The 13,246-nt window shown below is 66.3% G+C and carries 12 protein-coding genes; 3 read left to right on the forward strand and 9 right to left on the reverse strand.

Going from position 1 to position 13,246, the window contains the following annotated elements:
- Positions 1-78: 78 nt before the first annotated feature.
- The 9 genes from AC1MEM_RS18600 to AC1MEM_RS18640 all read right to left on the reverse strand — a co-directional run bounded on the left by AC1MEM_RS18600 (position 79) and on the right by AC1MEM_RS18640 (position 9,800).
- Positions 79-3,195: a hypothetical protein gene (locus AC1MEM_RS18600; RefSeq protein ID WP_499472991.1), complete on the reverse strand. Its 3,117-nt coding sequence runs from the start codon at positions 3,193-3,195 to the stop codon at positions 79-81.
- The gene (locus AC1MEM_RS18605; protein ID WP_499472993.1) at positions 3,192-3,665 is read right to left on the reverse strand and encodes a pilus assembly PilX N-terminal domain-containing protein; all 474 of its coding nucleotides are present in this window, start codon (positions 3,663-3,665) and stop codon (positions 3,192-3,194) included. Before AC1MEM_RS18605 ends, AC1MEM_RS18600 begins: the two co-directional genes overlap by 4 nt.
- The gene (locus tag AC1MEM_RS18610) at positions 3,662-4,546 is read right to left on the reverse strand and encodes a prepilin-type N-terminal cleavage/methylation domain-containing protein (RefSeq protein WP_499472995.1); all 885 of its coding nucleotides are present in this window, start codon (positions 4,544-4,546) and stop codon (positions 3,662-3,664) included. The genes AC1MEM_RS18605 and AC1MEM_RS18610 overlap by 4 nt, the downstream gene beginning before the upstream one ends.
- Positions 4,543-5,151 carry a prepilin-type N-terminal cleavage/methylation domain-containing protein gene (locus AC1MEM_RS18615; RefSeq protein ID WP_499472996.1) on the reverse strand — a complete coding sequence of 203 codons (609 nt, stop codon included), beginning with the start codon at positions 5,149-5,151 and terminating at the stop codon, positions 4,543-4,545. The genes AC1MEM_RS18610 and AC1MEM_RS18615 overlap by 4 nt, the downstream gene beginning before the upstream one ends.
- Positions 5,141-5,641: a pilus assembly FimT family protein gene (locus tag AC1MEM_RS18620; RefSeq protein WP_499472998.1), complete on the reverse strand. Its 501-nt coding sequence runs from the start codon at positions 5,639-5,641 to the stop codon at positions 5,141-5,143. Before AC1MEM_RS18620 ends, AC1MEM_RS18615 begins: the two co-directional genes overlap by 11 nt.
- 99 nt (positions 5,642-5,740) lie before the next feature.
- A complete protein-coding gene (locus AC1MEM_RS18625) occupies positions 5,741-6,277 on the reverse strand; it encodes a type II secretion system protein (protein ID WP_499473000.1) in 537 nt (178 codons plus the stop codon).
- Complete coding sequence (locus AC1MEM_RS18630) at positions 6,278-6,850, reverse strand: hypothetical protein (protein WP_499473002.1); 573 nt, start codon at positions 6,848-6,850, stop codon at positions 6,278-6,280. It lies immediately after the preceding gene.
- Positions 6,850-8,097: a type II secretion system F family protein gene (locus tag AC1MEM_RS18635; RefSeq protein ID WP_499473004.1), complete on the reverse strand. Its 1,248-nt coding sequence runs from the start codon at positions 8,095-8,097 to the stop codon at positions 6,850-6,852. The genes AC1MEM_RS18630 and AC1MEM_RS18635 overlap by 1 nt, the downstream gene beginning before the upstream one ends.
- Entirely contained in the window at positions 8,097-9,800 is a 1,704-nt protein-coding gene (locus tag AC1MEM_RS18640; protein WP_499473006.1) for a GspE/PulE family protein, read from the reverse strand. The genes AC1MEM_RS18635 and AC1MEM_RS18640 overlap by 1 nt, the downstream gene beginning before the upstream one ends.
- Before the next feature lie 278 nt (positions 9,801-10,078).
- Here AC1MEM_RS18640 and AC1MEM_RS18645 point away from each other — a divergent pair, with 278 nt between their 5' ends.
- From AC1MEM_RS18645 to AC1MEM_RS18655, 3 genes are all read left to right on the forward strand, one after another.
- On the forward strand, positions 10,079-10,783 hold the full coding sequence (locus tag AC1MEM_RS18645) for a histidine phosphatase family protein (protein ID WP_499473008.1): 705 nt from the start codon (positions 10,079-10,081) through the stop codon (positions 10,781-10,783).
- Between the two features lie 128 nt (positions 10,784-10,911).
- Positions 10,912-11,961, forward strand: coding sequence for a phosphotransferase (locus AC1MEM_RS18650; RefSeq protein WP_499477694.1), 1,050 nt, complete (start codon positions 10,912-10,914; stop codon positions 11,959-11,961).
- Positions 11,962-11,977: 16 nt separating this feature from the next.
- Positions 11,978-13,195, forward strand: a complete 1,218-nt coding sequence (locus tag AC1MEM_RS18655; protein WP_499473010.1) for an acyl-CoA dehydrogenase family protein — start codon at positions 11,978-11,980, stop codon at positions 13,193-13,195.
- The last annotated feature ends 51 nt before the right edge of the window (positions 13,196-13,246 follow it).

The raw sequence follows: 13,246 nt of genomic DNA on the forward strand, positions 1-13,246 counted from the left end.
TCAAGATCGACATTTTCATCGAACTAAATCGACTGCGGCCACACTGGACGGCGCCGGGCGACACAGGCCGCAGCGGCGTCAGAAATACAACTCGCGCACGTAGATCACGGGGCTGCGGTGGCTGCCGAAGCTGACCCGGCCGGTCGTGCTCGGCAGCCAGGGCCAGCTGCTGTAGCGCAGGGTGACGCTGCCGCTGCGGGCCGCGCCGTTCTTGCGCTTGCCCGGTGCGCGCAGCCACAAGGTGCCGCCCTTTTGCTCTTTCATCAGGACCGGATTCGTGTCCGCCGCGCCGATGAGCGCCGCGCAGGTTTCGCCCGGGTCGAGGAAAGTCGCCGCAACGGCCGCGCAGGAGACCGGCTGTACCACGCCCGCGATGGCCTCGGCAAAGCCGGGATTGAAGAGCCAGCCCGCCGTGCCGAGGTAGTATTCGGCGCGCAGGTTCAGGGGCGTGCGCAGGGTATCGGTGCCGAGCGCGTTCGGCAGCTTCAGGCGGCCGTGCAGCACCAGGATGCCGCCCTCCTCGGAGTCCTCGACGTTCGAACTGATCGCGACCGCGACGGTGGCGGGGCCGCCGCCGGCGGCCAGCTGCGTGTCGCCGGCGGTGGCGCGCACGGCGATGGTGCGTGGATCGCCCACGGCCGGGCGCGGCGGCGTATCGACGTAAGGGCTCGCCAGCTTGAACGTCGCCGTCGCCTGCATCGGGTACGGCAGTGGCTTCGCGGCCGGATCGGCCGGCTTGGGCGGCGGCGCGATCGTCACCGGGGCGGTGCCCGTCGCGGTACCGAGCGCCGTCTCGGCCGGCTCGCCGCGCGCCTCCTTCACCGCACTCAGGGTGACGGTCCGGTACCAGTCGCCCGTGAAATTTTGTACCAGCTCGTTGCTGGCGTTGTAGGCCTCGACCGTGACCGTGAACGGCTGTTGCGAATACACGGCGCCCTTGTCGCCGGGGCAGTTCAGCGTGGCGGGAAGTACGGCCGGGCAATCGAAGCGGCCGCTGACGATGGTCTTGAAATAGGCCGGATAGAAGCGGCCGACCGCGACCGTGCTGCCCGGCGTCGGCACGCCCAGGTAGAGGTTGGACTTGCTCGCGTCGTCGGGATTGTCGGCGTCCACCAGGCCGGCCACGACATTGATGGCGCCGACCTCGCTCCAGGCCGCGTCGATGGTGGCGATGCCTTTGGTTTTGGTCCAGTCGGGCGCGCCTTGCGTCAGCTCGCCCAGGCTCACGAGTTTGACCGCTTCCGCATGGACAAGCTTGAGCGCCGACGGCACGTCCTCGTTGCCGAAATTCGGGGCGTAGCCGGCCGTGCCGGCCAGCAGCGCGCCGATCTCGACCTTCAAGGGCGCGCCCGCCGGGGCGAAGCCGGCGCCGTCCGGCGCCGTACTCTTCGGGTTGTCCAGCGCGCCGCTCCGGATGCTTTTGAAATCGATGCGCAGCGGCGCCACGACGAATTGCCGGGTCGAGGCGGTGGCGCCGCCCGCCAGCAGGCTGAGCGCGACCCTGCCGATGTCGTTGTAAGCGAAAGCCTGCTTCACCGACACCTCGTTTGCCGCGAACTTGACGGTGGTGCTTCCCGACCAGGCGGCCGGCAGCCCGGACGCGGCGCACACCGGAAGGGCGATGCCGGCATAGGTCGCGTTGACGCTGCCGCTGGCGGGATTGACGCAGTCGAGCGAGAACTGCATCGCTACGCTCGTCTCCTTGCTCTTGCTGGGCGCGGTCGGCAGGTCCCCGCTGATCGCGGTCAGGTAGATGTCGACGGACTGGCCGCCGACCATCGCGGCGCTGTATTCCTTGCAGGCCTGGCCGGCAGCGCCGACCTTGATGCCGGCCGTGCATTTGCTGTCGGTGAAGACGTAGCCGGTCGTGCCCGTGGCCGGGCCCGTGCCGGGCGTTACGGCCGCGGCGGCGGCCGTGCCCTTGTTCGAGGCCGTGTTATTGGCCGCATTGTCGTCGCCTGTGCCTTTCACGGTGACCGTGGTCGTCTTGTCGCCGGTACTCGTCACGGCGGCCGTGAGCGTGAGCGGCGCCGCATTGGTGTCGGGCGCCATGGCCGCGCGGTAGGTGCAGGTGACCTGCGCGCCATTGGCCACGCAGGTCCAGCCGGTGCCGCTGCCCGATACGTAGCTCATGCCATCGGGCAGCGCCTGGGTGACCGTGACCGGCCCGGCCTCGGTGTAGGGGCCGTTGTTGGTGACGGTGACGGTATAGACGGCATTGCGGCCGACCTGCAGCCCGCCCGGCCGCGCAATCGCGACCGACAGGTCCGATACCGGCACCGTCGGCACCACCAGGATCTCGGCATTCAGGAGCACCAGGTCCTGGCCGGTGCGGTAGGAGGTCGTCACGCGCGCATCTTGCCAGGACCAGATCAGGACCGAGGTATCGTAGGCGTCGAAGTCGATGCCGTAGGAAGCGCTGTCGCCGTTGATATTGCTTTTCGAATTGAACTGGTTGCCTTCCGGGTTGAGCGAGTCGGATACCTCGTTGCCCTCGAACAGCAGGCGCTCGCCATCCTGGGCCAGGGTCGGGTCGCCTTCCCAGGTGATGTGGCCGATGCGCGCCTTTTCCCTCACGGGCGTTGCGGTCCGGTTCCAGCGGAAATTGCTGGCACTGACGATCAGTTCGCTGTTCTGCAGGTAGCGGAAACCTTCGTACAGGTTCAGCACGCGTTCCGGTTCGGCCGGATTCGAATACACGACCAGCAGTGAAAAGCCGCCGAGCACGGCCTGCGAGTTGCACCACGGCTTCCCGTTCGACACCGTCAGGCCCGAGAAGCTGTAGGTGCCGGCGCCCTTTTTCTGGACGACTGTCGTCACGTCGGCCGCGCCGCCGAAGTAATTGAGGCCGCCGCCGACGGTGCTTGAGGTGTACTTGCGGCTGGCCGTCACCGACTTGCCCTCGAAGCTGACGGTGCTGTCGCTGGTGCCGGAGCCGGCCCAGTACAACTGCGCCGAGAGGACCGTCGCCCCCGACGGCAGCGACAGCTTCGCCGTGCGGTTGGTGCCCGCGGAACTGACCGTACAGGCACCGCTGGTGTTGCTCCTGGTGCGCAGCGAGACCTGGGTGCCTGCGAAGTTCACCCGGCCGTCGAAGGATTTCCAGAGCGTGATCGGCGTGTCGGCACGCGCCGCGCCCGCGGTGGCCAGCAATACCAGCGCCAGCAGCCGCAGGAAGACGGAGCGCAGGCTCATATCTGCACCTCGATCACGCGCCGTACGTAATCGGGATTGTTCCAGCTGGGCGGACAGGCGCCCTCCTTTGCCGGCGCGCAGGCGACCGCGCGGATGATCCAGCGCTCGAGGTTGGCGTCCGGGTCGGACGAGACCAGCTTGTCCGCCGGATCGCCCGCAATCCTGCACGAGACCGCGACCGTGAACCCCCGCAGCACCTCGCCTGCGAGGGCGACCGGATAGGTCTGGCCGTCCGCGCAGGCCTGGTCGCGCAGCCGGTGGAACAAGCCCCATTCGATACCGGCACGTGCCGCCTGCTGGGCGCGCACGCCCTGCTCGTCGAGCGCGATCCCCTGCTGCTGCTGCGTGAACAGGGTGACCAGGGCGACCCCGAGGCCGGCCAGCACCACCAGCAGGAAAATCGCGGTGACGATGCCGATGCCGGCGCTGCGGCGGCGGGCGCGGACGGTGGAAATGAGGGCGTAGTTCATGGCGTGTTGTCGACGTGGACCTGGTGGATGAGGCGCACCGTCCCGTTGCCGGCGTCGCCGGCGCCGCGCGTGTGCAGCGTCAGCGCCAGCAGGACCAGCGCGCTGCGGCGCAGTTCGACGTCGGCCTCGCCGTAGCTGAACAGGTTGGCGCAGCTCGCCACGCGGCGCGCCAGCACGCCTGAAGTCGTCGCGGCGCCCGCCATCGGGTCGGTGATCTCGCCGCGGATGTCGTAGCCGGCGTAGCGGGTCAGGACCAGGCTGCCGTTCCTGCTCTCGCAGGCATAGGTGACGGGGGTGCTGACGACCTGGAAGCGGCGCCCCGGCGAGGGCATCGGCTCCTCGCGCGCGAACGGGTTGCTTTTCAGCTTGAGCAGCGTGGCGCCGGCGTCGGCCCGCTCGGCCACCCGGGCGATGTTGCGGTTTGCCGGGTCCTGTCCATACGCGTCGGCGGGCGCCATCCCGGTGCCGAGGTTGTAGACGACGACATACTCGTCCGCTTCGACGGCGGTTTGCAGGCCGCCGACGACGGTGAATTCGGTCTTCGCGGCGTCGGCGAAATCGAGCACCGGCTTGTCGGCGACGGCATCCTCCACGGCGAGATAGCGCCCGCCGGTTTTCGTCAGCAGGAATTCGATGGCGCTGCCGGCGGCGTTCACGCGCACGCTGTTGGGCAGCGCCAGGCGGATGTCGCGCGCCATGCGGCGCAGCGCCAGGTCGGCTTCGTCGCCCGCCTCGGCGCGCGCGACGCTGTCGGCATAGCCCTGCAGCGGCGCGCGGATGAACACGGCGACGATGGCGCCGATGATGCCGATGATGACGATCACGACGATCGCCTCGACCAGGGTGAAGCCGCGCGCGCGGCGCTGCCGGGCCGGGCTCATTGCCCCCCCGGTGTCGGCGCATAGCGCGCGCGGTAGCCGTCGAGGACGACCGGCCCGTCGCCTTCGTAACTGACCGTCACGCGGATGCGCAGGGCATCGCTGTCGGCGCCGGCGCCGGCGGCGATGTCGCCCAGCTTGTCGGGGATGACGGCGACCGAGGCGCTGTAGCCGGCGACGTCCATGCGGCGGCCGAGGGCGTCGGCCAGCTTGCCGGTGCTGTCGTTGAAGGCGGCGACCGGTGCGTTGGCGGGGGCGCCGTAATCGTTGACGTTGTCGTAAGGACGGACGAACTGGGTGCCCGCGGGGCCTTCGTTGCCGAAGTTTTCCGGGAACTCGCAGTCGCCTGTTTTGGTAATCGTGTCGACGTCTTTCGAGCGCGGGTCGCAGATGGTGAAGCCCGCCCCGCGCACTTCCTCGAGCAGGGCCTCGGCGATCATCAGGGCCTGCTTGCGGCGCAGCGGGTCGGCGCTGTTGGCGGTCGTCATGCGCATGACCTGCAGGATGCCGGCCAGCGCAATCGAAACGATCACCATGAACAGGATCAGTTCGACCAAGGTGACGCCGGACTGGCGGTGGCGGCCGTGGAGGCGGCGTTCAGTCGACATAGCCGGTCTCCGGGTCGACGCCGATGGTATTGGTGAGGCCGTCGCCGCCGATCTCGAGGCGGCCTTTGAAACCGTCGATCATGCGCGCCTGGCCCAGGCCGTTGAACTCGACACCGCCGGGGGAAGACACGGCATCGCCCGGCAGGCCCATGGTGACGCCGGACGGGCGGCCCTCGCACATCCAGCTGCCGGAACCGCAAGCGGCGCGGGTCGATGCGGAGCCGCTGTTGGCGCCGCCGGGCGCCGGCAGCCGGAAATCGGCGTTGGCGCAGGCCGTGTCGCGGTCGAGGCAGACGGCGACGCGCTCGCGCGTCATGTGGACGTAGACGGGGGCATTCTGGGCGACCGCCACCTTGCGCGCGAAGCGCAGCGTCGACCTGACCTGTTCGGTCCAGGCGGCGGTGTCGAAGGTGGAGCGTTCGAAGAAGCGGCTGGCGGCAACGGTGCCGAGGATGCCGATGAGGACGATAACGACGATCAGTTCCACCATGGTGAAGCCAAGGTGGAACCGGGTGCCGCGGCTGGACGCTGGACGCAAGGGTCGGGGATGCGGGCCAGCCACGGGCGGGGTTACAGATAGACTACGCGATTACTCGCAGTTCGCCACTTGGGTCGGATTGGTCGGGGTGCCGACGGTGATGACCGGCGGCGTGTTGAGGGCGGTCGACGCCTCGTACAGCACGAAGCACTTCTGGGCAGTCTTGGTGCCGACGATGCTGTTCGGCACGATGGCGACCTGGTTTGCTTTCACGGCTGGCTTGTTGGCGCCGGCCGTACCGCGGACGAACACCGTGTAGTCGGCGGCCGACAGGCCGGCTGCGGCTGCCAGGGCGTCCGCGTCGGCCTGGGTCTTGACCGATGGATAGCCCGAGGTCGCGTTCATCGTGACATCGGTTCCTTCGACCGCGATGGTCGCGTTCGGCGCGACCAGGTATTTACCATGGGTCATGGCCGAGGTCGCGCTCAGCGAACCCTTGGCTGCATTCAGGCTGGCCAGGCGGGCTTCGCCGCTCAGGCTGGCGAACTTCGGCAGCGCGGTCGCGGCCAGGATGCCGAGGATGACGATCACGACGATCAATTCGATCAGGGTAAAACCGCCTTGCGCTGCTTTGATGCTCTTGTTCATTTAATTATTCTCCGAGAAATGTAAGCGCGGAACGGACCCCGCAATATTGTTGAAAGCGACCGCCTGGTCGTCGACTTGATCAAGCACCAGGCCTGCGCTGCCGCTTTCCCGTCGCGCTGCATTGACCGGACCGGATGCGCCAACCAATTTTACCTTGAAGGTAAGAACTTTTTGTATCCCAGAAGAAAAAGATTTCTGGGCAGCGGGCAGGTAGACGAGCGTTTGTGCACTGCGGTCGAAGTACCAGTTTCCGCTCGGAAGCGCCTCATTTTGGGGCAAATAGTATTCGCCGAGGTAGTTTTGGGGGCGATTTTGCAACCATGTCATCGGATTCTGTTGAGCAAGTGCCAATAAACCGGCTTCGCCTGTTGTTGAAATGACCCTGGCGGTGCGCACTGCCAGTGCGGTGCGGAGCGACCCGATCAGTTGTTTTGCCGCGACGTCCTCGGTTTCGCCCTTCACGCTGATGAGGCTGTTCAGCAACACGCCGGCCAGCAGCGCCGCCAGGATGCTGGCCAGTGCCGCTTCCAGGCGGGTCGCGCCGCGCTGCCGGGTGGAGAGGATCGTTCGCATTATCGATGCAAGGCGGCCTTGCCCAGGTCCCAGATCGGCAGGAAGATACCGAGCGCCATCACCAGCACCATCACGCCGAGGAAGGTGATCAGGATCGGCTCGATCTGGCTCGACAGGGTTTTCAGTTCGTAATCGACCTCGCGTTCGTACATCAGCGCGATCTCGTCCATCAGGTCGTCGAGCGAACCGGTTTCCTCGCCCACCGCGATCATCTGCAGCACGATCGGGGTGAAGACGTTGGCCGCGGTCGAGGTGCGCAGGATGCTCTCGCCGCGCTCGACGCCGTCGCGCATCTGCTCGATGCGCGCGGCAAGATACGCGTTGTCGGCGGTCTGCGCGACCACGGTCAGCGCCTGCACCACCGGCACCCCGCTGCGCATCGAGAGCGCGAAGCTGCGCGCGAAACGCGCCATCGTCGCCTTCAAAATGATCTTGCCGGCGATCGGGAAACCGAGCTTGCGCTTGTCGAAGCTGTAGCGCCCGGCCGTGGTGCCGACCCAGGAGCGGAAGGCGACGAAGGCGCCGACCGTGCCGCCGGCCAGCAGCGGCCAGTAGTCGATCGTGAAGCGGGAGGTCGCCATCAGGATGCGCGTCATCAGCGGCAGCGTCGCGTGAAAACTCTCGAACACCTTGGCGAACTGCGGGATCACGAAGATGTTGACGACGACCATGGCCAGGGCCATCGCGATCATCACGAAGCTCGGGTAGCGCAGCGCCGTCTTGACGCGGTCGCGCATGTCGCGGTCGAACTCGAGGTGGTCGAACAGGCGCAGGAAGACCTCTTCCAGGCGGCCCGTCATCTCGCCCACGCGCACCATCGACAGGTAGAAGCTCGAGAAGCATTCCGGGTGGCGGCGCATCGCGGCGGACAGTTCGCGCCCCGAATCGAGCGACTCGCGCACGTCGCGGATCACGCGCGCAAACGCCGCGCTGGTGGCCGACTCCTGCAGGCCGGCCAGGCCGCGCATGATCGGCACGCCCGATTTGAGCAAGGTATGCATCTGGCGCGAGAACAGCTGCACGTCCATCGACGTGACTTTCTTTTCTTTCAGGCGGCGCCAGACGTCCTGCAGGCCGCCGCCGCTGCCGCCGTTGCTGACAGCGCCGCGCCGGGTCGCCACGATCTCGACCGGCGTGACGCCGGTGCCGAACAGCTGGTCGGCGACCGCCCCGGCGTCGAGCCCTTCGAGCACGCCCTGCATCAGTTCGCCGCGCGCATTGCGGCCCTTGTAGGCAAAGAAGGGCATCAGTCGTCCATCTGGTTACTGATGCGCATGGCTTCGCCGACTGTCGTGCGGCCCTGCACGGCCAGCTGCACGCCGTGGCGGCGCAAGGTCTCGCCGCCCATCTCGCCATGCGCCACCTTCAGGAAGTGGGCCGGGTCCGGGTGGTTGGCTGCGTCGGTGACGGCGCGCGTCATTTCCAGCAGCTCGTAGACGCCGGTGCGGCCGCGGTAGCCGGTGCCGTTGCAATGCGAGCAGCCTTTGCCGTGGAAGAACTGGGCCTGCTCGACGAAGCTACCGAGTTCGGCGCGCAGCCAGGTCTGCTCGGGCGGGGTCGGCGTGTAGGCCGTGCTGCAGCTCTCGCAGATCACGCGTACCAGGCGCTGGGCCAGCACGGCCTGCAGGGAGCCGCCGACCATGTAGCGCGGCACGCCCATGTCCATCAGGCGCAGCGGGGTCGATGCGGCATCGTTCGTGTGCAGGGTCGAGAGCACCAGGTGGCCGGTCATGGCGGCGCGCAGGCCGATCTGCGCGGTTTCCTGGTCGCGCATCTCGCCGACCAGCACGATGTCGGGGTCCTGGCGCAGCGCGGAGCGCAGCACGCGTGCAAAGGAGAGCTCGATCTTGTCGTTCACCTGCACCTGGTTGATGCCCTGCAGCCGGTATTCGACCGGATCTTCCACCGTGATCAGCTTCTTTTCGACCGAATTCAGTTCGGCCAGCGCGCTATACAAGGTGGTGGTCTTGCCGCTACCGGTGGGGCCGGTGACCAGCACCAGGCCGTTCGGGCGCTGGACGATGGCGCGGAAGCGCTCCAGCATTTTACGGGGCATGCCGATCGATTCCAGGCGCAGCGTGTTGCCGGCCTGGTTCAAGAGGCGCATCACGACCGACTCGCCGAACTGGGTCGGCATGGTCGAGATACGCACGTCGATGCGCTGGCTCTTGACCTTCATCGCGAAGCGGCCGTCCTGCGGCAGGCGTTTTTCCGAAATATCCAGGTCGGCCATCAGTTTCAGGCGCAAGGCGAGCGGCGTGGCGATCTTGATGTCGGCCTCGGTCTGCAGGTGCAGCACGCCGTCGATGCGAAAGCGAATTTGCAGGCGCCCTTCCTGCGGCTCGATGTGGATGTCGGAAGCGCGCACCTGCGTCGCGTCGTCGAACACCGACTGCAGCAGTTTGACGACCGGCGCCTCTTCCAGGCCCGGGTTCGCCGTCATGGCGCCGAAGTCGACGAAGGCGTCGCCGATGTCGGCCTCGACCTCTTTCGCGAAATCGGTGATTTCCCCGGTGCGGCGGTAGATGCGGTCGATCGTGTGCAGCACCTCGGTCTCGTTGACCACGGCCAGCTCGACGTTCTTCTTCAGGAGGCGCGCGATCTCGTCGTAGGCGAACAGGTCGGTCGGATCGGACACGCCCACCAGCAGGCCGCCCTGGCGTTCTTCCAGCACCAGCGCCCGGAAGCGGCGCGCGGCCGTTTCCGGCAGCAGGCGCACCAGGGCGTCGCTGATGTTGTAGAACTTCAGGTTGATGTAGGGGATGTTCAGCTGGCGCGCCAGCGCGCCCGAGATCTGCTCTTCGGTGACAAATCCGTTTTCGACGAAGACGCGCCCGAGCTTGCGCCCGGTGCGTTTCTGGTCGCTCAATGCCTGGTCCAGCTGCTCCTCGGACAGCAGCTTTTGCTGCACCAGGATTTCGCCGAGCCGGACTTTTTCTGGCCTCGCCATACCGCCCCTTGTAATGCTTTAAAAATGGGAAATCATTTTAAGGCAGAACGGGGGGATATTTACCGTTGGAATTAGTTTTGTGGTTGAAAGGCCGCGTTGGATAGTTGGGCGCGTGTAATATAAACAAGATTCGTAGGGTGGGCGCCCTGTGCCCACGCGTAAATGTCGCATCGTGTTGGCTTCGTTTTGGGAAAAAACCGGTCAACACGGTGCGGGCTTCACGCGTGGGCACGGGGCGCCCACCCTACGCGGCTCCGTTCAATTTACGTGGAGATGTCATGCACGACCAACCCAGTGCCCGCCGCCGCATTTTCCTGATGCGCCACGGCAGCGTCACCTACTTCGACGCAGCCGGCCGCCCCGCCCTGCCCGAACAAGTCCCGCTCAACGAAAAAGGCCGCGCCCAGGCCGATGCCGCAGGCGCCGCCTTTGCCGCCAGCGGCATCCGCTTCGACCGCGTCATCGTCTCCGGCCTTCCCCGCACCGTCGAAACCGCCGCCCGCGTGCTCGCCGTCACGGGCCAACAAATCGAACCCGACACCTGGCCCGAGCTCCACGAAATCCGCGGCGGCCGGCTCTCGACCATCCCCGACGCTGACCTGAAACGCGCCTTCACCGGCGCCTTCGAAGGCCTGGTGAATCCCGAACAGCGCTTCCTCGGCGGCGAATCCGTCGGCGAGATGATGGACCGGGTCCACCCCGCCTTGATGCGCCTGCGTGCCGCCCCCGACTGGGACACCGCCTTATTGGTCCTGCACGGCGGCGTCAACTGCGCGATCCTCTCGCTCGCCCTCACCGGCCAGCGCCTGTTCCTCGGCGGCCTGGCGCAGGAAGCGGGCTGCATCAACGCGCTCGATGTGGGCAGCGATCCGCTCGACTGGGTAGTGCGTTTCGTGAACCACGTGCCACCCTCCCCGCTGCAGCCCGACGCCCGCAGTACGACCATGGAACAGCTGTACACGCAGTACCGCCGCGGCAGCTGAAGGCGGCAACCAGGTTGGCAAATAAGTTGGCAAAATAAATAGTACGGTCGTGCACTTCATCAGCTACAATCGATCGACAATGAAGGTCGACAACAACACAGGAGGAGACGCCAGTGTATGAAGAAATGATGGGGACCAAGCCGGTGTCCGAGCGCCAGAAATTCGATGTCGAGGCGCTTGCCGGCTGGCTGCGGGCGAACGTGGCGGACTTCCCGGCCGGCCCTTTGGCCGTGGAACAATTCAAGGGCGGACAGTCGAATCCGACCTTCAAATTACGCGCCGGGACGCAGCAATTCGTCCTGCGCACCAAACCCGGCCCGGCCGCGAAACTGCTGCCCTCGGCCCACGCCATCGACCGCGAATTCCGCGTCATGCGTGCACTGCACGGGGCCGGCTTTCCGGTACCGCGCCAGATCGCGCTGTGCACCGACGAATCGGTCATCGGCCGCGCCTTTTTCCTGATGGATTTCGTCGAGGGCCGCGTGCTGTGGGAGCAATCGCTCCCGGGCATGACGCCGCAAGAACGCGGCGCCATCTACGACGAGCTGAACCGCGTCATCTCCCAGCTGCACACGATCGACTACGCCGCCATCGGCCTGCAGGACTATGGCAAGCCCGGCAATTATTTCGCGCGCCAGATCGAGCGCTGGACGAAGCAGTACCAGGCCTCCGCGACCGAACCGATCGAAGCGATGGACCGCCTGATCGAATGGCTGCCGAAAAACATCCCGCCGGGAGAAGACACCTCCATCGTGCACGGCGACTTCCGCTTGGACAACATCATTTTCCACCCGACGGAGCCGCGCATCCTCGCCGTGCTCGACTGGGAGCTGTCGACCCTGGGCCATCCGCTGGCCGATTTCTCCTACCACTGCATGAGCTGGCACATCCCGCCGGGTAAATTCCGCGGCATCGGCGGGCTCGACCTGGCCGGGCTCGGCATTCCTGACCTGGAAACCTATGTTGCGCGCTATTCCGAGCGCACCGGCAAGACGATCCGGCTGGAAGATTTCAATTTCTACCTCGCCTACAACATGTTCCGGCTGGCCGGCATCATGCAAGGCATCATGAAACGCTATGTCGACGGCACCGCCTCGAGCGCGCAGGCGCTGGAAAACGGCAAGGCCGCCCGCCCGATGGCCGAGATGGCCTGGCAATTCGCGAACCCGCAGGTATAACACCCAGGAGACCACAATGGATTTCGAGTATTCCGACCGCTGCAAGGAACTGCGCACCCGCCTGCTCGCCTTCATGGACGAGCACATCTACCCGAACGAAAAAGCCTATAAAAGGGAAATCGATGCCAACGGCGTCGCCGGCAACCGCTGGGTGCCGACCGAGCTGATCGAGCGCCTGAAGCCGCTGGCGCGCGAACAGGGGCTGTGGAACCTGTTCCTGCCGAAATCGAAGCGTGCGCCGGAAGGCCTATCGAACCTCGATTACGCGCCGCTCTGCGAAATCATGGGCCGCGTCGGCTGGGCGCCGGAAGTGTTCAATTGCTCGGCGCCGGATACCGGCAACATGGAAACGCTGGAACGCTACGCCTCCGAAGAACACAAGCAGCAGTGGCTCGAACCGCTCCTGCGCGGCGAGATCCGCTCCGCCTTTGCAATGACGGAGCCCGACGTCGCTTCGTCCGACGCGACGAACATCGCGACCCGCATCGAGCGCGAGGGCGATGAATACGTCATCAACGGCCATAAATGGTGGATCTCCGGCGCCGGCGACCCGCGCTGCCAGATCTTCATCGTCATGGGCAAGAACGACCCGACGGCCGCGCGCCACCAGCAGCAATCGATGATCCTGGTGCCGGCGAATACCCCGGGCATCACCATCAAGCGTCCGCTGCCCGTCTTCGGCTACGACGACGCCCCGCACGGCCACTGCGAAATCCTGTTCGAGAACGTCAGGGTGCCGGCCGCGAACATGCTGCTCGGCGAAGGCCGCGGCTTCGAGATCGCCCAGGGCCGCCTCGGACCAGGCCGCATCCACCACTGCATGCGCGCGATCGGCGTCGCCGAACGGGCCCTGGAGCTGATGTGCAAGCGCCTCGATTCCCGGGTCGCCTTCGGCAAGAAGATTTCGGAACAGGGCGTCTGGCGCGAGCGCATCGCCGAATCGCGCATCCGGATCGACACCGCGCGCCTGCTCACGTTAAAGGCGGCGTGGATGATGGACACGGTCGGCAACAAGGTCGCCGCGGCCGAGATCGCGATGATCAAGGTGCTGGCGCCGAACGTGGCCCAGCAGGTGCTCGACTGGGCGATCCAGGCCCATGGCGCCGGCGGCGTATCGGACGACTTCCCGCTGGCTGCCCAGTGGGCGGGCAACCGTACGCTGCGCCTGGCCGATGGTCCGGACGAGGTGCACCGCAACGCGATTGCCAAGGTGGAGCTTGCCAAATACCTATGATTGTTGGAAATAAGTGTTGCTGATGCTCTACAGATAGGGATGGCGGCGGCC

Source organism: Telluria sp. AIW5 (assembly GCF_056680575.1).